Source organism: Adhaeribacter sp., from assembly GCF_057359045.1.
Genome location: NZ_JBMQUD010000035.1, coordinates 80,976 through 104,833, shown reverse-complemented (window position 1 = coordinate 104,833; position 23,858 = coordinate 80,976). Strand labels below are relative to the sequence as shown.

17 protein-coding genes are annotated in these 23,858 nt (G+C 43.2%); 3 read left to right on the top strand and 14 right to left on the bottom strand.

The window, feature by feature from the left end; translation table 11 throughout:
- The 9 genes from ACO1R6_RS06165 to ACO1R6_RS06125 all read right to left on the bottom strand — a co-directional run.
- The coding region (locus ACO1R6_RS06165; RefSeq protein WP_486263111.1) for a beta-N-acetylhexosaminidase at positions 1-1,880 on the bottom strand (1,880 nt) is incomplete at its 3' end.
- Positions 1,881-2,225: 345 nt separating this feature from the next.
- Entirely contained in the window at positions 2,226-3,185 is a 960-nt protein-coding gene (locus ACO1R6_RS06160) for a discoidin domain-containing protein (RefSeq protein ID WP_486263109.1), read from the bottom strand.
- A gap of 84 nt (positions 3,186-3,269) precedes the next feature.
- Positions 3,270-5,102: a RagB/SusD family nutrient uptake outer membrane protein gene (locus tag ACO1R6_RS06155; protein WP_486263107.1), complete on the bottom strand. Its 1,833-nt coding sequence runs from the start codon at positions 5,100-5,102 to the stop codon at positions 3,270-3,272.
- A gap of 9 nt (positions 5,103-5,111) precedes the next feature.
- A complete protein-coding gene (locus ACO1R6_RS06150) occupies positions 5,112-8,432 on the bottom strand; it encodes a TonB-dependent receptor (protein WP_486263105.1) in 3,321 nt (1,106 codons plus the stop codon).
- A gap of 202 nt (positions 8,433-8,634) precedes the next feature.
- On the bottom strand, positions 8,635-9,798 hold the full coding sequence (locus ACO1R6_RS06145) for a FecR family protein (protein ID WP_486263103.1): 1,164 nt from the start codon (positions 9,796-9,798) through the stop codon (positions 8,635-8,637).
- Between the two features lie 73 nt (positions 9,799-9,871).
- A complete protein-coding gene (locus tag ACO1R6_RS06140) occupies positions 9,872-10,450 on the bottom strand; it encodes an RNA polymerase sigma factor (protein ID WP_486263101.1) in 579 nt (192 codons plus the stop codon).
- Positions 10,451-11,042: 592 nt separating this feature from the next.
- Complete coding sequence (locus ACO1R6_RS06135) at positions 11,043-11,951, bottom strand: bestrophin family protein (protein WP_486263099.1); 909 nt, start codon at positions 11,949-11,951, stop codon at positions 11,043-11,045.
- Positions 11,952-12,025: 74 nt separating this feature from the next.
- Positions 12,026-12,847: a hypothetical protein gene (locus ACO1R6_RS06130; protein WP_486263097.1), complete on the bottom strand. Its 822-nt coding sequence runs from the start codon at positions 12,845-12,847 to the stop codon at positions 12,026-12,028.
- Positions 12,848-13,526: 679 nt separating this feature from the next.
- Positions 13,527-13,715, bottom strand: a complete 189-nt coding sequence (locus ACO1R6_RS06125) for a hypothetical protein (protein WP_486263095.1) — start codon at positions 13,713-13,715, stop codon at positions 13,527-13,529.
- Positions 13,716-14,251: 536 nt separating this feature from the next.
- On the opposite strand from ACO1R6_RS06125, the gene ACO1R6_RS06120 reads away from it, so the two are divergent.
- Together ACO1R6_RS06120 and ACO1R6_RS06115 are read left to right on the top strand one after the other, a co-directional pair.
- Entirely contained in the window at positions 14,252-16,108 is a 1,857-nt protein-coding gene (locus ACO1R6_RS06120) for a pyruvate kinase (protein WP_486263093.1), read from the top strand.
- Positions 16,109-16,291: 183 nt separating this feature from the next.
- Positions 16,292-16,765, top strand: a complete 474-nt coding sequence (locus ACO1R6_RS06115; protein WP_486263091.1) for a hypothetical protein — start codon at positions 16,292-16,294, stop codon at positions 16,763-16,765.
- A gap of 9 nt (positions 16,766-16,774) precedes the next feature.
- Here the strand turns inward: ACO1R6_RS06115 and ACO1R6_RS06110 are convergent, their stop codons facing one another.
- Complete coding sequence (locus ACO1R6_RS06110) at positions 16,775-17,803, bottom strand: DUF6920 family protein (RefSeq protein ID WP_486263089.1); 1,029 nt, start codon at positions 17,801-17,803, stop codon at positions 16,775-16,777.
- Between the two features lie 608 nt (positions 17,804-18,411).
- Here ACO1R6_RS06110 and ACO1R6_RS06105 point away from each other — a divergent pair.
- Positions 18,412-19,392, top strand: a complete 981-nt coding sequence (locus tag ACO1R6_RS06105) for a universal stress protein (protein ID WP_486263087.1) — start codon at positions 18,412-18,414, stop codon at positions 19,390-19,392.
- A 42-nt stretch (positions 19,393-19,434) separates the two neighbouring features.
- Here the strand turns inward: ACO1R6_RS06105 and ACO1R6_RS06100 are convergent, their stop codons facing one another.
- The 4 genes from ACO1R6_RS06100 to ACO1R6_RS06085 all read right to left on the bottom strand — a co-directional run bounded on the left by ACO1R6_RS06100 (position 19,435) and on the right by ACO1R6_RS06085 (position 23,856).
- Positions 19,435-20,622, bottom strand: a complete 1,188-nt coding sequence (locus ACO1R6_RS06100) for a beta-ketoacyl synthase N-terminal-like domain-containing protein (protein ID WP_486263085.1) — start codon at positions 20,620-20,622, stop codon at positions 19,435-19,437.
- Positions 20,623-20,696: 74 nt separating this feature from the next.
- Positions 20,697-21,989, bottom strand: a complete 1,293-nt coding sequence (gene bioA / locus ACO1R6_RS06095; protein WP_486263084.1) for an adenosylmethionine--8-amino-7-oxononanoate transaminase — start codon at positions 21,987-21,989, stop codon at positions 20,697-20,699.
- Positions 21,990-22,105: 116 nt separating this feature from the next.
- The gene (gene bioD, locus ACO1R6_RS06090) at positions 22,106-22,729 is read right to left on the bottom strand and encodes a dethiobiotin synthase (RefSeq protein WP_486263082.1); all 624 of its coding nucleotides are present in this window, start codon (positions 22,727-22,729) and stop codon (positions 22,106-22,108) included.
- Positions 22,726-23,856, bottom strand: coding sequence for an aminotransferase class I/II-fold pyridoxal phosphate-dependent enzyme (locus tag ACO1R6_RS06085; protein WP_486263080.1), 1,131 nt, complete (start codon positions 23,854-23,856; stop codon positions 22,726-22,728). Before ACO1R6_RS06085 ends, bioD begins: the two co-directional genes overlap by 4 nt.
- Positions 23,857-23,858: the final 2 nt, after the last annotated feature.

Below are 23,858 nucleotides of genomic sequence, written 5' to 3'. Positions count from 1 at the left end.
GTAATTCCAGGCTTGGTTGGTTGCACACTTGCGGCCGGTTTAAAGGCTTTTCGGGTATAAGTTGCCGGATAAACCGCGCTTTTCCGTCCGGAGGGCAATACCACCTGCGTTTTTACTACAACGGGTTCATTCTCAGTTAAATTTAAGGTAACCGGCTGAGTGTATTGCTTGCTGCTGCTGCTGGTTGGTTCGCTGCCATCGGTGGTATAATAAACGGTGGCGCCTTTTACTGTAGGGGCCAGGTTAAGGATAACACTGCTTTCGGTGGTAATCATATCTTTAAAACCTACCGGCTCCGGAATCCTGAAGTTTACTTTTGCTTTTTCCATAGCGGCCAAACGTACCGGTAAGCGCTGCAAAAAGCGGTCGTAGTTTTTAGCAGTGGCCGGCGACCAGGCAATTTCAGATACGGCTAAAGCCCGGGGATACGTCATGTAATCGACGTGGGAGCCGGTGCTAATATTTTCGCCCCACACATTGCCTTGCACGCCTTTTATATATTGATGCTGCTCTTTGGTTAAAGAATCGGATAAAGGCTCGTAGTTATACACGGTAACCAGGGGCAAAAAAGCCGGGAAAGCGGGGGGCTCGGTACTGCGGCTGCCCTGGTAATAATCCAGGTATAAGTAGGTGTAGGGGCTCATAATTACATCGTGCTTCTGGCGGGCAGCGGCAATACCACCGCTTTCGCCGCGCCAGCTCATTACCGTAGCGTTGGGGGCCAAACCGCCTTCTAATATTTCGTCCCAGCCAATAATTTTACGGCCTTTGCTGTTTACAAATTTCTCGATGCGCTGAATAAAATAACTCTGCAGTTCGTGCTCGTTTTTCAGGCCTTCTTTTTTAATGCGGGCCTGGCAGCGCGGGCATTGGCTCCAGCGTTCTTTGGGGGTTTCGTCGCCGCCGATATGAATATATTGGCTCGGGAACAAAGGCATTACTTCGGTTAGTACATCCTGCAAAAAGGCAAACGTAGAATCGCTGCCGGCACAATATACTTCTTTGTTAATCATGCCGTGGCGTAATACGGTATAGGGACCGCCGGTGCAACCCAACTGCGGATAAGAAGCCAAAGCCGCCGTGGAGTGGCCAGGCATTTCTATTTCCGGAATAACGGTAATATGGCGTTTCGCAGCAAAGGCTACCACGTCTTTTATTTCCTCCTGGGTATAATATCCGCCGTAGCGGCCATTTTTGGTAAACGGCGAGTTGCGAATATTATCCATGGGTTCGCGCCAGGCCCCAACGGTTTGCAGTTTCGGATATTTTTTTATTTCGATGCGCCAGCCCTGGTCGTCGGTTAAATGCCAGTGAAACCGGTTTAGTTTGTAATGGGCCATAACATCAATAAACTGCTTTACATATTCTACCGAAAAGAAATGGCGGCTTACGTCCAGCATCAGGCCGCGGTAACCAAACCGGGGTGCATCCTGGATGCTGATATTCGGAAATTTAAGTGCGGTACTTTTTTGCAAAGGCGCTAATTGTTCCAAGGTTTGTACCCCGTAAAATAACCCGGCAGCTTTGCCACTCAACTCAATTTTATTGTTTTTTATAGTTAAAGAATAGGCTTCGGAAGCGGCATTTTTATCAGTTTTAATAAAAATACTGCCGGCCGGAGCACTACTGCCTTTGGTTAATTTAAGCTTATAGCCGTAGTTACTGAATAAAAACGCATTCCATAATTCGGCGGCGGCCCGTGCATCTTCGCCGGCATAAACCAAGGGCGTTTTAGCCGATAATGAAAATGTACCGGTCAGCAATGCTTTCTTTTGCGGCTCCGGTATTAAAGCTACCTCGGTTTGCTGCGACCTAACCGTAAAGGAATAAAAGAATAAAACGAATAAAATAAAGGAGAAACTAATTTTGTGATGCTTCATGTATTATTTTAATATTTTAATAATCAGGCAAATGAATAAAAATAGATTAAACTACCCGAACCGGTTGTGCTGCAAGCGGCTTGTGCTTTACTACAGGTAAAACAAAAGTTGCTATACAGCATAACAGCAGAATAAACCCTGATTATTTAAAGCTATTTTTGTTCATTTACTTAGGTGTTTAAAACAGGTAATTAAAGTACTGCGAATGCTTTCTGTTTTGGTAACCCGTTTAGCAGAGGTTAATTTATTAGTTAAAACCAGACACTTTTTGCTTAATCCGCTGCGCCAGGGTAAGGCGGTAAGTTTTATAAAATTATTGGCCCCGGCACGCTGTTTTTTGTGTAATTAATAAGAATAAACCACAAACTCCGACAAAAAACTAAGCCCCTGTAACCCAGAGAGCATGGTTAATTTAATATTCTTTAAATATTGCGGTGTTATGGGGTAAGTCTGGTAATTAATATTGCCCGGCTCGAAAGTTAAATTATCGCCTAATACAAACCAGTTGACGCCATCGGTGCTGCCTTCTAACTTAAAGCGGGTAAATCCGCGGGGGTTGTTCTGGCGCGGGGCCATGGCAATTTTAGTAACATAATATTGCTTTTTCATGTCGATGCTAATCCAGTGCGGGTAAGTAGCTTCCGGGCCCGGGCTATAGCGGGCGTGCCAGATGGTATTAATATTGCCATCCAAAACAGCCGAGGCTAAACCGGTATTTTCGCCGGTGGGCTGCTCGGTTGAGGCGGTTGCCACCCAGCCGGTAGTATTGGCCGGCCGGGCTTCGAGCTTAGGAGCTACAATTAAAAGTGTTTTAGCTAAAGGATTTAAAGCATAACCCGATGCCGATTTAATACTTAAAGGCAAAAGGTAATTTTTAGCGGCATCAAACTGCTTTGATTTGTATTTCAGGGTGGCTAGGTCCGATGATAAGCCGCCTTTCGGAATGGTTAAATCTAATTTATCTAGGGTATAGGCACCCGCCGGAAAGTGCTCGTACGGCTCTAAACCATTTGCCACCTGAATATTATTAATGCTATCAAACACGCGGCTGTCTTCCTGAAAAGAAACTTGTATATCGTTAGCGGGCAAGCCCAGCGCCCCGAAACCCGCATTAAACTGGAACATACGTTCGTCATCGGTATAAGGAAAGATGGTTAAATTTTGCACGCCCAAATTTGCTTTGGCAATAAATATGCGGGCTCCTTCTTTGGAGTCAGTCAGTTCTTCGTAAGGCGGAACATCCTCGCTGCAGGCCCCAAAAACCAGTACCAGGGCCAAAAAAAGTATATTTTTTAGTCTGAACATCTTCTTATAATTTTTCTTAATGTTATTAATACTTAGCGGGGATAATACACCCCAATAATTGGTCTCGGCACAAAAAAATATCGATTAATATCCCGGAAACTGAACCAAAGATTTATTGCGGTCCATTTCGTTCTGGCCATAAGGCATAAAATAAAATTTACGCTGCCAGGGAGCCCGGGTAAACGCCAAGGTGCGCACATGGAAACTAGGGTCGGATAAAGAGGTGCCGGCATTTACATTCATCCCATAAAATTCGCCACCCTGGTTAGCGCCTTCTTTGTCGGCTATTTTCCAGCGGCGGACATCAAAATACCGATGACCTTCAAAAGAAAGTTCAATGCGTCTTTCTAAACGAATTTCTCTGCGCAACTGCTCCTGGGTGCCACCTTGCAAGGCCGGCAAACCACCTCTGGTCCGGACGGCATTTAAATAAGTTAATACATCGGGGTGTTGCGGGTCCGACTCGTTTAAAGCTTCGGCGTAATTTAAATACAACTCCGCTAACCGGATTAACATGGTTGGGCGCCCGATAGTAACGTAAGGATTGGCACTAAAAGTGGGCGGAATATTTTTGCGAACGGTATAACCGGTTCTTGGCCAATCGCGGGGGGCACCGGCTTTGCCGGAGGTACCAGTATTAAAAAACTCAACCCGGGCATTATTAGCGCCCGCTTTGGGTACTCCCGGATTTAAAGCCCCGTTAAAGGTAATGTAGGAATAAAAGCGCGGTTCGCGGTTGGTATACATTCTGTTGGTACCTGCCACATAATACGCCGTAGTGGTATTTACATACTCATTTTCCTTATAAGTCGGGTTACCGGTTATAGGAGAACCATCAGCCATTCTAAATTCATCTACCAAACGCTGCACCACCGCGTGCCCATTATAGGCAGTACCCTGAATGGAGCGGGGGGCACCCGTAAATTCCCAATCTCTTATCCCACTTTCGGGCCGTAACCAAACGCCTTCGGCTTTGGCACCGTCCCAAAATAAATTGCGGGTAGAAAGAAAAGCCGCCTGAAACGGATTGGCATCGTTTACCCGGTACAAACTTTTGCCTTGTCTTTCGGCAATATCAATAGCGGCTTTAGCGGCCTGGGCCGCCTGAGCCCAGCGGGCAGCATCATACGTTTGGCTAATTAGTTGCTTTCCGTCCAGGTTTTTAAAGTCGGCCATTTCGGAGTTGCCATTATACAAGGGGCTGGCATGATACAGCAAAATCTGCGATTCCAAAGCCGTGGCAATTACCTGGTTAATGCGGCCCACCTGGGTATTATCGAACTGGGTAGTTCCTACTATATAATTATCGAGCGGTAAATTCTTTTTGGCTTCGGCAACTTCATTTAGCACAAATGCGACGCACTCGTCCCAACTGCTACGGGGTATTTGCAAAACATCTTCCGGACTAACAGATTTTAAAGGCATAATTACTACCGGGCCCAGTTCTTTCATAAGTAACCAGTAATAATAGGCCCGTAAAAATTGGGCTTCGCCTTTGTATTGCAGTATTAATTCCGGACCGTTTGCTAACACCTGAAGTTCGGTATTCCGGTCAATATTTTCAAGGAAAATAGTAGCCAGCCGGATATTTCGGTAATAAGTGGTAAACTTGGTTGGGGTATTACCTGAACTTATAGCACCGCTATTCAGGGCCGGGGTATTCCAGTTACCGGCATCCAGTTCGTCGGTGGTGGTGGTAAAAACATAAACAAAATTATTCAGATTCCAGGTATTCGGAATATCGGTATACAGCCCGGCCAGCCACCTTTCGGTTTGCTCCCGGTTGGTAAATATTTTTTCTATGGTTACAATATTATCCGGCTGCGTATCAAAATAATCGTCTTTACAACTGGTGGTAACAAAGGTTAATAACCAGAATAAAACAAACCGTACTTTAATATTTATTAACTTTTTCATTTTCTGATTTTATTGGAAATTAACACGTACCCCTAAGTTATAAGTAGTTATATTCGGATAAATGGTCCCGGTGCCATTGCCCAGTTCCGGGTCCCAGAATTTCCAGGGTGAGAAAGTGAGCAGGTTGGTACCATTCAGGAACAGCCTTACTTTTTTTATGTGTGCATTGGTTAAAAACGCACTTTGATTTAGCGTATAGCCAATTTCAGCTTGTTTTAACCGGAGGTAATCGGCCCGCTGAATCCACCAGGTGCTGGTGTAATAATTGGTGGTAATATCCTGGTTGGTTGATAACCGGGGGTAAAAAGCATTGGGGTTCGGGTTCTCGGGCGTCCAGCGATCCTGAACTTTTTTGTACATATTGCCATAAGTTGGCCCCTCGCTAAATGGGGTGGTACCCCGGCCGGCATTATAACTAAAATCTACCTGGCCTACGCCCTGGAAAAACAGGCTTATATCAAATCCTTTTATTCCCCCGCCAACGCTTAAACCATAAATAATGCGCGGAATATCGCCGTAGCCAATAGCGGTTTGGTCATCGCTGTTAATTATACCGTCGCCGTTTAAATCTTTATATCGAATATCGCCCGGCCGTACATCACCGGCCTGTATTGCGGCATTTTCTATTTCTTCCTGGGTTTGAAACAAGCCGGTAGCAATGTACCCAAAACGCTGGCTAATACGCTGGCCTATGCGGTTTAAATACGGGTACCGCCATTCGGGTAAGCCATCAAAAACTGCTAAGTTCTGGTTATAGTTAAACACCCCTCTAAAAGAAACAAATTTCTTTTCCGTCCAGGATTTATTATATTCCAGGGTTATGTCTATGCCTTTGTTTTTGGTTTTACCAATATTGTTATAAGGAATATTATCTATGGTATAGCCAGAGCTATAAGGAATTACATAATTAGGCAATAAAATGCCTTCTCTTCTTTCTTTAAATAACTCTACGGTTAAATCAATATTTTTAAGAATATTTAGTTCTATGCCTAAGTTTTGGCGATAAGAGGTTTCCCATTGTACATCGCCGCCAATCCGGGTTTCGCCTAGGCCCACAAAATCGCGGTAAGATCCGGGCTCGCCAAAGGTGTACCTACCCATATCGCCAATGCGGGTAAGATATAAAAAGCGCAGGTTGGGATCGTTTACGGCGGCATTGCCCGATAAACCATAGCTATACCGGAGTTTAAAGAACGGCAAGATATTGCTAATAGGTTTATAAAAATCTTCGTTAGATACAATCCAGCCTACGCCAAAAGAAGGGAAAAATCCATAACGTTTGCTGGGAATAAAATTATCGGAGCCGGAATATGAAAAATTCCCCTCGGCAAAATATTTGTTGTCCAGGCCGTACGTGGCCCGACCCACATAATTTCGCTGCCGGTAAGGAATAAAAGCCTGGTAGGTTGTAACATTGGCGTTACTGAAATCGGATTGGTTAAATAACAATAAACCCGATACACTGTGCCGGTTAAAATCACGCTTGTAATTCAGGGCAGCTTCGGCGTATAATCTGCGGTCCATTTGCCGGGCAACACTAAACCCTAATGCTTCATTGCCGGGAGAAGAAATTTCGGTTATTAAATTACCATCGTTGTCTCGGCGGGAGGCATAATAGGTTTGCAGGGTACGGCTTCTGGTTAAAAGGCTGGCTGCATTTACATCAAAGGCAAACATACTCGTGGCACTTAATCCCTTTACCAGCATTTTTAAATCTTGCGTAACCCGGATGTTGGAGCGTACGGTAGAATATTGGCTGTTTCGTACCCCAGATTGCGTAAGAGCCATGTAGGGGCTTATTAGGGTGCCCGGCAACTGGGGCCACTGGCCATTAGAATATTGCGTTGGAATTACGTGCGGGGCAGAACTGGTAGCTAAGGTAAAAAGATCATTAATGCCGAAAGCCGGCAGGTTCACGTTGGTCAGAAATCCGTTTATACCTAAATCTAGTTTAGTAGTACTGGTAAGATTTACATTTACATTACTCGTAAAGTTAAACCGGTCTAACTTTAATTCGGAGTTATAAGCTTCTATATTTTCGGTTTTAAATAAACCGGTTTCACCAAAATAACCGGCAGAAATGTAATAATTGGCATTTTCGGAGCCGCCATTCACATTCAAATTTAACCGGGTATTTTCTCCGTAATCTTTAAATAACTCTTCGTACCAATTTACATTCGGGTATAAATCCGGATCTTCGCCGGAACGATGCTTATTTATTCTTTCTTCGGTGTACAAAGGCGTACGCCCCCGCATGGTTAAGCCTTCGTTGTACAAGGTCATAAACTCCGGGCCATCAATAAATTCGGGCAAGAAAGTAAATTTATTTATACCCTTATTAAACTCCGCATTAATGAGCGGCCGGCCTACTTTTCCTCTTTTAGTGGTTATCAGAATAACGCCATTGGCACCTCTGGTACCGTAAACGGCGGTAGAGCTGGCATCTTTTAAAACGGTAAAGCTTTCAATGTCTTCGGGATCAATATTACTGATGCTACGATCGGGCACACCATCTACCACTAACAATGGTCCCTGCGGACTGGATGCAAACGTTCCGACTCCCCGAATAAATAAATTATTTGTTTCGGCTCCCGGCGCGCCTCCCCGTTGGGCGGCCACAATACCCGACAAACGACCGGCCAGCACCGTGGTTAAATCCCTGACCGGCGTTTTTAATTCAGCCGGGTTAACGGTTGATTGAGAACCTACGGCACTTTGTTTTTTCTGAGTGCCAAAGCCAACCACCACCACTTCATTTAGTTTTTGCCCTTCAACATCCGGTAAAAGTTTTACGGTAACATTTCGGTTATTATTTATTCTAATGGTCTGGGTTATATAGCCCAAAAAAGAAACCATAATAGAATCATTCTCCGATTCTACTTCTATCATGAATTTACCGTTCAGGTCTGTAGAGGCACCTTTGGTCGTCCCTTTTATTTGAACGGTTGCCCCGGGCAATGGGCCACCTTTTTCATCTACCACCGTACCATTTAGTACCCAACTGGCTGCCTTGGTAAGCGGGGTATTATTTATTTCGGGGATGCTCTTTATCAGGATGGTATTTTTTAAAAGAACATAGGTAAAGGGTTGGTCGCTAAAGCACTTTTCCAGCGCATCTTTCACTGGGGCATTCTTAATATTAATGGTAACCGGACGCGCTTTATTTAAATAATTAGCTTCATATAGCAAATCGTAGCCGGTTTGCTTGCTTATAGCTTGTAAAACTTTTTCCAGTGGGGCATTTTTCTCGATAAGGGTAACTTTCTGCGAAAAAACGGCAGCGGTTGCCTGTAAGCTAATTATGGTGGTTAGTAAAAAGATAAGTTTCATAATTAAAAGCAACCTAAAAGAACGAATAGCATAATTTCCCAGACGTAAAGTTTTGCGGCTTATAATATGCGTACTATGAATGTTTAAATTCATATAATTTAAAATAATTAGGTTTAAATTTAATCTTACTATAAAGGCTGATAGGCTAAATGCCTTTCTTACTGCCAGGGCGTTCCCGCGCCCTGGTTACTGCCGGGCGTAATTATTTTAACATATATATTCTCCTTCCTGCTGTTTTAAAGGTTATACCACTGGTTATTTCCATCATTTGTAAAACTTCTGCCACGGTTACCTGTCTGGAAATTTTGCCATTAAACTTGTAAGGCGGCAGGTTGGTGGTTTCAAACTCTACCCCATACCAGCGCTCGAGTTGTTTTATTACCATTAGAATAGGCGTATTATTAAATACAAAGAAGCCTTCTTTCCAGGCCATTACTTCTTCTGTATCTACAGCCGCCGTTCTGATAACCGCCGCCTCGTTTACCAACGATTGCTCACCAGGTTTAAGCACTATTCTGTTGTCTCCGGCTTGTATGGCCACGCTGCCTTCTATCAGTGTGGTTTTAATGTCGTTATCATCTTTATAAGTATTTACATTAAAATGCGTACCCAGTACTTCTATAAGCTGGTTTTGGGCGGCCACCTGAAAAGGTTTAGCAGGATTTTTTGCTACTTCAAAATAAACTTCGCCAGTTATTTCAACCTTCCGGATCTGGGCCGTGAATTGCACCGGAAAGCGGATGGAAGAAGCTGAATTTAACCATATATGTGAGCCATCGGCCAGTATTACCTGGTATTTGCCGCCAATGGGGGTTTCAATAGTATTGTAAGTAGCACGCTCGGCATTAGGCTCATCTTCCGGGCTGTTACGGGCATAAAAGTTATAAACTAGTTGCCCATCCTGGGCTTTGGTTATAACCATGCCGGCTTCTTCGGCCAGCTTGCCGCTAGTGGCATCATCTAACAAAATCTTTTTTCCGTTTGCCAAGGTTAAAGTGGCTTTATTGCCAGCGGGCTTTATATCCTGGTTTTGGCTAACCGGCGGCATTGAGGTAACGGGTTGGTGGGTTCTGTAAAAGTATAGACTAAAACAGACTAAAAGTAATATGCTGGCAGCTACAGAAATTTTGCTATAGATGGTTCTGCGGTTAAAATGAATAGTACGGTTATGGGGTGCTACAGAAACATGCGCATTTACTTTTGCGCGCATCCGCTCACTCGCCGCTTCTATTTCTTCTTCGGAAGGGGGAAAGGTATCCTTTTTTAGTTCGTGCAAAAAACCGGACTCCACCAGCGTTTTTTCTTCGGGTGTACAGAGGCCCTGCGCGTACTTTTTAAGTAATTCTTCAGCTTTATGCTTATCCATTGTAAAAGCGGTTGACTACCCACTTCTACTACATGTCGGGTTAATAAGGCTTATGGCCTAAAAAAATAAATAATTATAGCGGAAATAAAATTGAGAGAAAGGAAATGATACCTAACTTTAATCGTAAAATGTTGAGGGCATGGTTTATATGGTTCCGGACGGTCTTTTCCGAAATACTTAGTTCCTGGGCAATTTCCCGGTGAGACAGGCCCGCATCGCGGCTAAACTTAAATACTTCCTGCATTTTGCGGGGCAAAACGGCCACTTCTTTCTCCACTAAACTTTCCAGTTCCTTTTCATTTATATAATCATCTGTAGAGTAACTGCCTTTATTGATAAAGGCCTGGAATTCTGCAGTGTAATCTAGCCTGACTTTTTGTTTTGCAACTAAATCCAGAAACTTATACCGGACGGCGCTAAATAAATAAGCTGAAAGCGAAGATTTGAGTTCGAAATTTTCCCGCTTATCCCAAAGAGATATAAATATTTCCTGCACCACATCTTCTGCTTCTTTTTTATCCTTAATTACTTTGAGCGCATAGATATACAAAAGCCCGTTGTACCGGTTAAAAATCTGAGTAAAGGCCAAATGCTGCCCCTGCCTTAATAAGGCTATTAGTTCTAGATCGGAAAGGGTGCTATGATCAATCATACAAGATTTGCACTTAAATATATTTAATTAAGATTTAAGTACCAAAACTAATTTAAGCAGTTAATTACCTTATTAATAGTTCTGCTTTCAGAATATTTATTACATAATTCTTAAATCTATTTAAATTAATTAAAGATGATGAGAATGTACAGTCAAATTAATTGGAAAACCTGGATCAGGTATTTATATAAATATTCATCAATCACAATTAAAGTTTGGAACTTACTGCCGGATACCAGCAAATTGCTCATCAAACCCATTCTCCCTCTACTATTAACCAGTTTCGGCTGCATTAAGGGGTGCCTTACCCCATTGGGGAGCCTACGTTCTCCTTTTTTCTTTTTAATTAATTTTCTTTCTCGGCTACTTCTAAAAACGTTAAGAATACTGCTTTTTTTATTACGACTAGCTCATATCTAGGCTTAAGATTCATGCCCGACAATTTTTCTGCTTGATTTACTTTATATTAAAAGTTATAATAAAAAATATCGCCATTGTTTAACAATGGCGATAGGGTAATAGATTTGTTTAGTTTAAATTTTAGAGTTACAACTTTAAAACCAAGTTAACCCAGCTTTATTCACATGGATGGTTAAAGTACGTAAAAGCTACCGTAATTAATTTTATCTGGTACTTGATGGTCGTTGGTCATTTGCCTTAAGTTGCGGTCTATGGTTCTGGCTATAGTCGTCACGGGCGTATCAGTTGGCTTTTTCTCAAAGGGATCCTGCAGGTGGATAGCCATTTTTTCGATGAGAAAGAAGGAGGCAGCAATGGTAACCACCATGGGAATAACCATAATACCAAACGTATCGAGCAGCGCAAAGGGCAGTAACAGAATAAAAATAAATAAAGAAAAGTGGATGTAGAGGCTATACGTAACCGGGAATACCGTATTCTTAATTCTCTCGCATTTTCCCATGGCGTCGCAGAGGCGCGTAAGTGTATTTTCTAGCTCAACCTGCTGAAACGTATTAATCTGGTCTTCTTCCAAAAGCATTTTTAAGTCGCGGCCGTGTAGTTGTAATAACGCGTTGGGTACATTGTCGTGGTTCATAACAAAATTAAGTTCTTCGGGCTCGAGGTATTTTTGCAAGCCTTCGGTGGGCGATTCGCTGCGGAGCGTTTGTCCCAGACTATAACACCAGGCAATCTGACGATTAATAAACCGATCCTGAAAGTTCTTTACCTGAACTGACATGTACGGGTCAGACATAAAATTAAGCAGTTGCCGGGTAAGGGTACGCGAATCATTAACAATGGCCCCCCACACAATTCTGGCTTCCCACCACCGGTCATAAGCCTGGTTAGATTTAAAAGCCAGCAGTAACGATAGTACTGTACCCAAAACCATGGGTACGCCTAGCGGAATGGAAATATTCATCACATGGAAAAATTTATCGGTTATGCCAATAAGCGTAACATAAATTGTTACAAAACATATTTCATATTTTATATTACCCAGTATGTACGATACCGGAATCTTGGTTTTAAGAAGCATAGAAATCTGGATTAAGCTTTAAGGCTAATTTTTTTAACTGATTTTAATACCAATTTTGGGTTAGCGGTTAGGCTCTAAGTAAGGGTGAGAAAAGGTACCCGGGTGTGCTTAGACACTTCGCTGGAGATTCTTTTGCGGGTAAAAATGTTGCCGAATAAATTCTTTTTGCGGCCGGTTACCAGCAGGTCTACCTTAAATTCTTCTAAAAAGGTGTATACCCCACCGGTAAAATCATTTTCCTGAATTAAATGGAAAGAACAATTTAGTTCTTTTAGCTTCTCATTCAGGTAAACTTTATTAAGTACGTATTCCAGTTTATCCATATTGGTGCCTGGTTTAAATACCACTAAAAAGGTAATATGGTAATTTTTACTGGATGTAAGATTTATGAGTAAATCATCGAGCAAAAGGGTATATCTGTCGTCGGTATCCAGTACGTAAGCAATTTTCCGGAAAGGCATAGCCTCTAAGTTGTCCGGAATGTAAAGCACCGGGCAGGAAATATCTTTTATCAAGCTGCTGAAGGAGTCAAAAGTATTTTTTACGTTGCTTTTTTTATCTACAACCGGGCTCAGCACCAAGTCTATGGCTAAGTTGTCGATAAAGTTTCTGACTTTGAGCGGGTCTTCGCCGTACAGGTGCACCACTTCTAAATTGCTTATCTCCACGGCATAGGCTTTTCGTATGCGTTCCAGGGTTTTATTAAAAGCGCTGTTTACGCTTTCTAACCGGTCTTCTTCGCGGGGGAGCATTAAAAGATCAGGAATAGAATCTGGAAGCGGAATAAGGTGAAGCAGAAAAATCTGGCAGGTCTCGCCTTTCATTATTTGCAGACCATACTTTATTAGATTTAAAGACTGATTGGATAAATTCGTTGGGATAGCTATTTTTTTCATAAGTTAATAGGTTCAATAGTATTGGTGCCACATTATTTTTAATGTCGCAAAAATCTATTACCCTAATTAAGCTCCCGTTAATACCATATTAAAATGTAATAAAAGTTGTTTTGCTCAAAATCCAGGCTTTTTTAAGCGTTCTTTAATGTGTCTGTTTTCTTTTTTATTCTGGTATAAAATAGAAAAACGGGTAAAATAAATTATTAAAGCTGTTTTTATATTTATTATAGACTTGGTAGAAATTTGACCTATATATTTTGATTAAATTAAAATTATATTAAAAATGAGTTTAGATTTAGTGTTATGGATGAATAAAATACTAGTTTTATTAATAAATCGCTTTAAATATATAGTGTTTATGTATTTGTCTTAATAGGAATGAGGATGAGAGCATGTTTATTTAATAACAGAAGTGAATTGCTGTTATCTCAACCACCTAAGTGGAATTAGGTTTAAAAATTAATAAACATCTAACAGGCTCTGAATAGATGGAATAATAACCACCAGAATAAAATAATAGGGTGATTTCTAATTTAAAAGCATCTCATTTTGCCTACCTATTCTATGGTAAGCATTAATTAACTAATTCATTAAATCTGTCCTAAATACTTTTTGAAAGGCAAGTAGTTAAATACAGAAATGGTTTTAGCCTACGTTAATAAAGCGAAACAATTAAACTTTACTCTTTGAGGTAAATAGACTGGTTTTTGCCTTCGTAGGTACCATATTTACTTTCAAAGCCTTTATCGGGGAAAAGCGTATCGGAAAATAAAAGGGTTATTACCACCGCAGCCAATACCGCAAAAAAGAACCAGATTAATTTGTTTAAAGATCCAATCTTTTCCAGTCTAGCAAAAAAAACTTTCATGGGCTGTCTCTTTAGATTACAATTTGTAATTAAGCTATTTAAACGCAATTTTACGCCATTTTGATTCTTTCGGAGGTTAAAAAAATAAGCTATTTAGTTAAAATATTACCTGACGAAATATTTGCTGAATCTAAAATTAAGTCAATATGAGCTTAATAGATGAGCCCGGTAGGAACTCATTTAAGTAAGAGATTTATTATAAACGTCTGGCTTAAAGTAGTTTAGCTAAGGCGCAGGTGTACTACCCAAAGCTACTTATAACACCAAAAGAAATATCCTTTTTTTGGTATAAGTTAGGTTGTTGGCTTATCTTAATAAAACAGGAATTTTACATACGCTTTAGTTAAACAGCACCGCGTAAAAGCAAGGAATTTACAGAGGCAATCATAATTTTACCCAGATAATCATTCAGAATTATTTAATTATCCCGTATACGTATCAGAAGTATTCCGATAAACACTGGATACCAGGTAATAAGGATTTAGCCCATAGTAGTAAGTATTAAATCTAAAAAATACAGATAACCCCATAATCTTATGCACCTCGATTCGGCCACGCTGCAGGGAATAATCTCCCGGATAGATTTACTTATTCAGGAAGCTTTAAAATTTGAAAAAAAGTTTGCGGCGGCGGCGACTCATTCGTCCTTCCGGAATAGTAAATCAAATTTATTGCATTATTTAAGTTTCCGGCGCCACGATTTGCGCGAACTGCAGGAGCAATTAAGTAAACTGGGCTTGTCGTCTTTGGGCCGATCAGAGGGGCACGTAATGGCAAATTTATTGGCGGTGCGGCACCAGTTAAATTTATTACAAACCCGGCAAGCGGCACCGGTTACTAAACCAGCCACCTCTTTTGAGCAAAGCGAAGTTTTGCTGCAGGAACATATTCAGGATTTACTGGGGCCCGGCTCTCCGGGTAGGGAAACCCGGATTATGGTTACATTAGGTACCGAAATGGCTACTGATTATGAGTTGGTAAGGCAGTTGTTAAAAACGGGTATGAACTGCGCCCGCATTAATTGCGCCCATGATGACAAAATAATCTGGGAAAAAATGGTTAAAAATATCCGGCGGGCCGAAAAAGAGCTGGGCATACCATGTAAAATATTATTTGATTTAATGGGGCCTAAACTGCGCACCGGTCCCTTAAAGCCGGGCCCCAAACTGGTGGCGGTGCACCCGCTCCGGAGCATTACCGGGCAAATTCAGGCACCCGCTAAAATATGGCTTTCGGGTGTTAACCTTAAACCGCCGGTAAAAACCGATGCTGTACTGCCCGTAGAACCGCTATGGGTTAATCAGCTACAACCCGACGATATTATAAAGTTTAAAGACGACCGGGGCCGCAAGCGTTTACTGTACGTAACCCAAAAAGAAACCGGCGGGGTAGTGGCCCATTTGTTTAAAACTTCCTACATCAGCACGGGCACTATTTTACAAATCCAAAACCGCGACTTACCCCGGCGGATTACCGAAGTAGCGGAGTTGCCACATCTGGAAGTACCTATTTTATTGCATAAAGACGACTACCTGGTGTTACACAAAGACCTGGTGCCCGGCGAGCCGGCCCAACTGGATGAACAAGGCCAGGTGGTACAACGGGCCCATATTGCCTGTACCTTGCCCGAAATATTTACCCAGGTAAAAGCTGGTCAGCCGGTTTTGTTCGACGACGGCGAAATTGAAGGAGAAATTCAGGAAGTGACTAAAGCCTCGCTGATAATTAAAATTACGGCTGCTGGCCCATTGGGTAGCCGCTTACGCGCCGATAAAGGCATAAATTTACCCGAGAGCAACTTAAGCATTGATAAGCTTACCGATAAGGATAAGCACGATTTAGCCTTTGTGGCAAAACACGCCGATGTTGTAAATCTGTCGTTTGTAAACCAGCCGGCTATGGTAGAAGCGCTGCAAGCCGAATTGCAAAAATTAGGAGCGAGCCATTTGGGCATTATGCTTAAAATAGAAACAAAAGAAGGTTTCCGCAACCTGCCGCATTTGTTAATGACTGTTATGCGCAGTTATCCGGCCGGCATAATGATTGCGCGCGGCGATTTGGCCGTGGAATGTGGCTGGGAGCGTTTGGCCGAAGTGCAGGAAGAAATTTTGTGGCTTTGCGAAGCAGCGCACCTGCCGGTGGTTTGGGCTACTCAGGTGTTAGAAAAGCTGGCAAAAAAAGGCAGGCCATCCCGCGCCGAAATAACCGATGCTGCCATGTCGCAGCGGGCCGATTGCGTAATGCTCAATAAAGGTACTTACGTAGTGGCGGCCATAGAAATGCTGGATGGCATTTTAAAACGCATGCAGCACCACCAGTACAAAAAAACGGCTATGTTACGGAGCTTAAACGTTTCGGAAATGAATGATTTTTTTGCCGAAAGCAACCCGTAAAATTTATTTAGCTTTAGCCCTAATTAACTTTATCAGCCGGAGTAATTATATTAATATTTTAGCGGGTGGCTAAAAAGAGCATTATTCCGTTTAATAGCCATAATTTTAATTTGCAGGCGCCGTTAACTTAATGTACCTTGTTTCCACCGGAAGCTGTTCTAAAAACAATTAAATGTATTCTTTATGAAATCCAGATTTACCTCTTTCCTGATGCTGTTAATCATAACCAGTGTATGCTTAACCGAATTGGCTTGTAAAAAGAAGAAAAAGGATGAAGTAACGCCGGAGGATATAGTAACGGGTATAAATTTAATTTTAGATGCACCCAAGGGTAAACAAGATGTAATTGTCTATTACAACGAACCAACGGGTGTAAATGGCAAAACCTCACCCAATACCATTACCCTCGATGCCAATACCCTGTACGCCGGTACCATTACCCTGGAAGACGAAAGCGTAACGCCCCAAGCCGATGTTACAAATGATTATACCATTAACTACCGGGCCGTAGGCACCACCTTAACCATTAACCCCAACAATAAAAATCCGCAGGTACAAACAACCGGGGCTACTACGGACAATGCCACTTTTGAAATAACTTTAACCAAAAACGGTAAAAATTATACCACCAAATTCCCGTTGGTAGTACGGCCCTGATAAACCTGGTTATTTAATGGCGTGTGTATTTACCTTCGGTGCAATATGGGGGGTGGCATTGCCGTAAATTTTGTTTGTACCGTTGTAAGCAATATCTGTTATTTTAACCCTAAACCAGGTAAAATCGCTGTTCTTTAATTTCCAGGTAAGGGTGGCCTGGGTGGGTATCCGGATCCCGTCAAATTCCTGGTAACTATTTTCGTCTACCGTTACTAGCCAGTCTTCTAGCGTGGCTCCTTCGGGCCGGGAATAATAGCGCCGGGCTGTAAAACTTACTACATCGCCGGCCAGGTTAAATTTAAATACCCCATTGGCGGTAATGCCGCCGTAGCGCATGGTGGCCCTGGCACTAGTGGCATCTATGGTTTCCCAGGTAATATAAGGTTGGAGCGCCGCCGACGGAAACCAAATGATTTCGGCCAGGTAACGGAGCAAACTACCCTGGTCGGTTTCTTTGCCGCTGCTATTGGCTACCGGCACCAACGAGAGTAATTTAATGAGCATATGGCCCCGGCCATTTATGTATTTGTCGCGGCCCAGCAAGTGTAGCCAGGCCGAAGGTTGTACTTTGGTCTGCCACAAAAAGCTTGGCGTATTTACGGTAAAATATTGTTCTGCGGTAAAGGGCATCCATTTACTTTCCGGGTTTATTTTCATTTCGCCGCGTTGCTGTAAATGCACGGCATACGTCAATTCTTTACCAATGCACTGCGTTTGGTGCAACCATTTTTGTACTACGGGCGGCAATATTTTTACCATTTCGGGGGTAACTACTAGGGGGGGCGTAGCCGGTAGGTTCTGGTACGAAATAAGTTCGTGACGCACCATTTTATTAAAATGCCAAGTGCCAAAACCTACCGCCAGGGCTATGGCAGCAATAATATTACCAATGGTACCAAACTTGGCCTCCGGCCAATACATAAAAATTAATATTTGCGAAACTATTACCGCCAGGGTGCCGGGTATCCACCACCAATCTTTTTTAATAACAAACAAAACGGCGGCCAGCATAAAAAAAGTTGCAGCCAGAAGCCACAAAATACCAACTGTTTTAAAGGAAAAGGCTGTTCCGGAAAGCAGGGAGTTAACATTTGGCGGTTGATAAAGAGCAATATGGAAGACTTTAACAAAGCCCAGTAAATGCATAACCCCGTGTATTAACAAAATAAAAGTAAAACCAAAGCGTAACATTTTTTAGCCTATTTTAGCGCCAGAAGAAAGGTTTCGGGGGCTAAAGTAGTTTTTAAACCAGAGAATTAAATTGATATATATCATCTTGGACTAAAAAGCTTTATACATAAGATTGTTTAAATCCTGAACTGTGTTAAAGTTGAAGCTTATAGCTTTAAGTGGATGTTTTAACAACTACCCAAATAGTTAGTTAATAATTCTATTTCGAGAAAAGTAGTTATTTAAGCCGCAGAAAAATAAATATCTGTTAGTAATGGCCTGGACAATCTGGTCTGAATAAATCAAGTGCATTACACCTTTGTTTAAAGATTTGTACTAATTCAGTTGCATTGATAAGAATCATCGGAGAAACCAACGCATATCAGTTTAAAGGTGCGGTTAAGAACGTAGATTTATAATTTATAACAGGCGCTCGTGGGTGTTTGTACCGAACTTAAAATATTAACGCTACTGCCATGAAAACAATATTAGTCCCTACCGATTATTCGATTGAATCCAGAAATGCTTTGGTATTTGCTTTAAATCTGGCGGCTCACGTTAAAGCCAGAATTGTGCTGGTGCATGTTTTTCACCAACCTCTTACGTTTGCCAATGCCACGCACATGCCGGATGCCGTAAGTGCTTTGGAAGAAGAGAAAAATATAATATTAAAAGAATTTGCGGCAGAGGTTCGGGCCGAGAATCAACAGGATTTTACCTTAAATTTTATTTCTAAGGAAAATGCTGTTGAACCACTTGCGGATGAACCCGAAACAGAATGGCCTTTGGCCGGTAGTTATCACGTAATAAAACCAGACCAGGCGATAGCCAACTTAGCCGCAGTTAAAATTAAAACTCAGGCAAAATTTGGTTGGCCCGCCGAAGAAATTTTAAGGGTTGCGCATACCCACCAAGCCGATTTACTCGTAATGAGTACCCGCGGAGCAAATGCCTTAAGTCAGGCGTTTTTAGGCAGTACCGTGGCCGCTATTATTGGCGCAGGCGAAGTGCCAGTATTGGCATTGCCACCCCACACTACCTACAAACCTTTTAAAAACATAGTTTTTGCTACCGACCTGAACCAATTACCGACAATAGAAAATTTAAGAATAGTAAAAGGTGTAGCCGATTTATTTGCTGCCGAATTAAAAGTTTTGCACTTATACGGGCAGGCAGATGTAGGTACTGTACAGGAAAAAACCATTAAAGCGCTGGCCAGCTTGGGCGAACAACTAGCGGGTAAAGATTTTAAAGTATATTTCCGGCAACGCAGAAATATACCGGGCGGTATTCAGGAATTTGCCACCGAACAAGCCGCCGATTTATTAATTGCTGCGCCTAAAAACCATACTTTCCTGGAAAAACTTTTGGGCCAAACTGTAACCGGACAGCTAACCGAAAAGCCATTTATGCCCTTTTTAACCCTGCCGTTTGCTGCTAGGCCGGTAAAGCATTAAGTAACCGTTAAAGAAATACCTAACGCCCAATAGAATGCTGCTTTAAGCTGCGGTACGAACCAGCAGGGCGGCGGCATTGCCGCCAAAGCCCGCTGCGGTTATTAAAATTCGTTTAATAGAGCCGGGTTTAGGTTGGGGTAAGTGGTTGGTGCCCGGAATATTTAAATAGTGTTGGGTCTCTAAAATATGTACAGCATAACCCAAGCTTAAAGTAGCCGAAGCGCCCAAGGTATGGCCCAGCAACCATTTATTGGACGTAATAGGAGGTAAATGGTCTGGACCGAATATATTTCGCAGGGCATTTAACTCGGCGGCATCGCCGGCTACCGTGCCGGGGGCATGCATAATAATCAAATCTACCTGCGGGGGCGCCTCGAAATAGGTAAAAGCATCCTGAATGGCCGATTGAAAATTATAGCCTTCTGGCGAAATTCCGGTTTTGCTGTTAATTTTTTCAAAGCCAAAGCCTATAGCTTCAATAATTATTTGCGCCGGATTGCCCGCATGTAATTCTTGGTCGCTTATTTTTTCTAGGGCAAATACCGCCGCGCCTTCGCCCAAAACAAAGGTGTTTTTCTTTTCCGGATTATGGGGGCGGCACGGGAAATTGCTTTCGCCGGTGGCGTAAATGCCCAGGGCTTTCATTTGCGCCACCGTAAAAGGCGTAAGCGGCGCTTCGGCTGCTCCCGCCAGAAATTTGCGGGCCATACCGGCTTTTAACCAGGCCACGCCGTTGGCTAAAGCCTGCAGGCCGGTGCTGCACGTAACCGAATGACTAATAACCGGCCCCTGGGCACTTAAATCCTGGGCCAACCACGACGAAATATTGCCCAATGTAGTAACCGGCGATGTTTGTACCGGAACGGTGCCGGTTTGACCAAACGCCTGTAAATATTCCTCAAACAAGCCGGTAGCGCCGCGCGAAGATCCCAGGTTAATGGCCAAACTATTTTCTTGTTGCCAACCGGCCTGGGCTACTGCTTGCCGGCCGGCATGAATGGCCATTAATACCGAGCGGTCGAGGCCTTGGTAAGCTCTTTTTTCCTGCGCTAAGTTATTTATCGCGGCTTCGGCCGCCGGGTTTAAAGCTCCAACGGGGGCTAATTCGCCGTTAAATATTTTATACTGGAAAGCCGGTTTACCCTCCTGGTAAGCCTTGGCCATGTCGGCAGGCCCTAACCCCAGCGGCGAGATGGCCCCAAAGCCCCGAATCACGATATAGTCTGTCAAAGCAAATAAATGCGTTTAAGTTTATTTAAAGGTATTCGGTTTAAGTTTAATCTGGCTTTTTCGGCTCTGTAATATTATTCGATATCTGCTGTTGGCGCGGCTATTAATTCAGCCATTTGGGTAATTACGCCATATACCGTTTGCAATTGTTCTGCCGTAATACAGTAGGGGGGAAGCACGTAAATAATATTTCCCAGGGGGCGCAGCAACACACCGTTTTCCAGGGCAAAATTATAAAGCTTGTTCCGGACCTGGCTGAAATAAGACGTAGCTCCCACGTTAAATTCTACCGCCACAATAGTGCCCGTTTGCCTGATTTCTTTTACGGCCGGATGGCTTTGCCAGGTGTTTTTAAACACCTGGTGATGTGCGGCAATTTGCCTGATTTTTTCTTTTGTTTCGGGAGAGATAAGCAGTTCGTAACTGGCAATGCCTGCCGTGCAGGCAATGGGATTAGCCGTATAAGAATGCCCATGAAAAAAAGTTTTTGCGGCATCCGGACTCAGAAAGCCCGCATATATTTTGGTGGTGCAGGAGGTTACGCCCAAAGCCATGGTGCCCCCGGTAAGCCCTTTAGACAAGCAGAATATATCCGGCTCAGTCTGTAAATAATCGCAGGCAAAATTTAGACCGGTGCGGCCAAAGCCAGTCATTACTTCGTCGGCAATGGTTAAAATCTGGTGCTGCTGACAAACTGTTACTAATCTATCTAATATGTCGGGTTGGTACATAACCATGCCGGCGGTACCCAGTACCAGCGGCTCAAAAATAAAAGCAGCTACATCGGGGCGTTGGGAATATTCCTGTAACTGACTTAAGCAATCGGCCTCTTTGCCGGGTACCGGAACATCAATAAATAAAACCTCAAATAAATATTGCGCAAACGGCCGGGTAAACGCGCTGCGGCTGCTCACCGACATGGCGCCAAACGTATCGCCGTGGTAACTATCCCGGAAAGCAATAATTTTATTTTTGGGCTGACCTTGGTTATCCCAGTACTGGAAAGCCATTTTTAATGCTACTTCAACCGCTGTAGAACCGTTATCAGAATAAAAAATACGTTGTTGGTTGGCCGGTAAAATCTGTAATAAATTTCGGGCCAGCTCAACGGCGGGCTGGTGGGTAAACCCGGCAAATATTACGTGATCGAGCTGCTTTAACTGTTGGGTTATTTTTTCCTGGATATACGGGTGGCTATGTCCGTGCAGTGTAACCCACCACGACGATACCGCATCGATGTAGGTTTTGCCGTTAGCCGCGGTGAGTACGGCTTCGCTGGCTTGCACAATGGGTATGGGCAACGCCGCCGTTTGCATTTGGGTATAAGGGTGCCAGATTATTTGGCTATCTTGTTGGGCTAAATTCATTTTACAGGTAAATGGGCCACTTAAAAGATTGAATGCCGGCAAAGATAAAGTAAAAATGAGGCTTTTGAGTTAAACGAATTTATTTACCGGCCTTTTAAGCTTTTAATCAAAGGCAATTAATTATTCAACAAAGCTTTTTGGGCCAAAGGTGCATACTTCTTTATTACCTGCCTGTCAATCTCTTCTTCGGGCAAAACCGAAAATAAGTAAGGGCAGCCGCTGTAATCCAGAATAAATTCTTCGCTGGCTTTATTGGGTTCGCCGTTAAATATCAGTCCGGTAACCGGTATTTGCCGGGCTTTTAATATTTCGAGCGATAAGAGCGTATGGTTGATGCTCCCCAAATAATTCCGCGACACCAACACAACTTCGGCCGCTAAATCTTTAATCAGATCCAGCATCAGATAATCTTTGTTTAAGGGCACCATTAAGCCGCCGGCACCTTCTATAATTAACTTATTTAAAGTGGCGGGTACGCTAATATGAGCCGGATTTAAAGAAATATTTTCGAGCTCGGCGGCGGCGTGCGGCGATAAAGGCGCCGGTAAGCTATAAGTTTCCGGGTGAAATTTTGATTGTTTATTCGCAATTAATTGCTGTACGGTTGCCGTATCGGTTTGGGCCAGGTTACCCGTTTGTACCGGTTTCCAGTAATCGGCGGTTAAAGCTTCAGTTAAAATGGCGGCTACTACGGTTTTGCCTACATCGGTGCCAATACCGGTTACAAATATTCGCCTCATGCTTGTTTAGCTAAGATAGAAATTAAATCGTCGATTTCGGTTTCGGAATTATAAGCGTGCACAATTACCCGCAGTTGTTCCTGGCCAGCCGGTACCGTGGGGCTGTAAATGGGCCACACATCGAAAAAATTGGTTTGTAAAGCCTCTGCCATTTGCTGCACGCGGTTAACCGAACCGGGCCGGATAGCATTAATGGGGCTAACCGCCGGATTAATATTTATCCCCAGCAAAGCTGTTAATTTCTGCCGAAGGTAAGCGGCCAATTGCATAACCCGCGCCCGTGCAGGCGTGAAACTGGGTAGCAACTGATAGGCACATTTTATAGTTAAAATAGCGTGCAACGGTAAGGCGGTAGTATATATAAAGGGTCGGCTAAAATTTATTAAATAATTAATTAAATCTTTAGAACCAACAACGGCGGCTCCGTGGCTACCTAACGCTTTGCCAAAAGTCATGATGCGGGCAAATACTTGTTCTTGTAATTGGAGGGCCTGTACCAGACCTTCGCCTTGCGAACCAAATAAACCGTTGGAATGGGCTTCGTCTACCACTAGGTAAGCGCCTTCTTCCTGGCAAATGGTGGCTAGTTCCGATAAAGGGGCATAATCGCCGTCCATAGAATACAGTGATTCTACGGCTACATATACCTGGCCCGCGGCGTGTTTAAATTTTGCCCGTAAATCGGCGGGGTTGTTGTGCCGGAACGGAAAAGCTTTCGCAAAACTTAACCGGATACCATCTTTCATTGATGCATGGCTAGCCTCATCGTAAAAAATAGTATCGCCGCGCTGAGGCAAAGCCGAAAAGAACCCGGTGTTGGCGGCATAACCCGAATTAAAGATTAAAGCAGCTGTAGCGCTATGAAAACGGGCAATCTGGGCTTCGGTTTCTTCCAGCAAAAGCGTATTACCCGACAAAAGCCGGGAGCCGGTAGCTCCCCAGGGTAAATGAGCGTAGGCGGGCAGCGCGTTTTCTACCGCTGCCCGCAAGGCAAAAGACCGGGCCAGGCCTAAATAATCATTCGTACAGAAATCTATCTGGCCCGAAGTAATCTTTAATCGGCGTAAATTGCCCAGGCTTTCCCGCGCCGCTAACTTCTGCCGCAAATTTTCGGGCAGTTGCATCATGC

Coding starts and splice junctions, on each gene's coding strand:
- ACO1R6_RS06160 (WP_486263109.1), bottom strand. CDS start 3,185: ATGTTCAGACTAAAAAATATACTTTTTTTGGCCCTGGTACTGGTTTTT.
- ACO1R6_RS06155 (WP_486263107.1), bottom strand. CDS start 5,102: ATGAAAAAGTTAATAAATATTAAAGTACGGTTTGTTTTATTCTGGTTA.
- ACO1R6_RS06150 (WP_486263105.1), bottom strand. CDS start 8,432: ATGAAACTTATCTTTTTACTAACCACCATAATTAGCTTACAGGCAACC.
- ACO1R6_RS06145 (WP_486263103.1), bottom strand. CDS start 9,798: ATGGATAAGCATAAAGCTGAAGAATTACTTAAAAAGTACGCGCAGGGC.
- ACO1R6_RS06140 (WP_486263101.1), bottom strand. CDS start 10,450: ATGATTGATCATAGCACCCTTTCCGATCTAGAACTAATAGCCTTATTA.
- ACO1R6_RS06135 (WP_486263099.1), bottom strand. CDS start 11,951: ATGCTTCTTAAAACCAAGATTCCGGTATCGTACATACTGGGTAATATA.
- ACO1R6_RS06130 (WP_486263097.1), bottom strand. CDS start 12,847: ATGAAAAAAATAGCTATCCCAACGAATTTATCCAATCAGTCTTTAAAT.
- ACO1R6_RS06125 (WP_486263095.1), bottom strand. CDS start 13,715: ATGAAAGTTTTTTTTGCTAGACTGGAAAAGATTGGATCTTTAAACAAA.
- ACO1R6_RS06120 (WP_486263093.1), top strand. CDS start 14,252: ATGCACCTCGATTCGGCCACGCTGCAGGGAATAATCTCCCGGATAGAT.
- ACO1R6_RS06115 (WP_486263091.1), top strand. CDS start 16,292: ATGAAATCCAGATTTACCTCTTTCCTGATGCTGTTAATCATAACCAGT.
- ACO1R6_RS06105 (WP_486263087.1), top strand. CDS start 18,412: ATGAAAACAATATTAGTCCCTACCGATTATTCGATTGAATCCAGAAAT.
- bioA (WP_486263084.1), bottom strand. CDS start 21,989: ATGAATTTAGCCCAACAAGATAGCCAAATAATCTGGCACCCTTATACC.
- bioD (WP_486263082.1), bottom strand. CDS start 22,729: ATGAGGCGAATATTTGTAACCGGTATTGGCACCGATGTAGGCAAAACC.
- ACO1R6_RS06085 (WP_486263080.1), bottom strand. CDS start 23,856: ATGATGCAACTGCCCGAAAATTTGCGGCAGAAGTTAGCGGCGCGGGAA.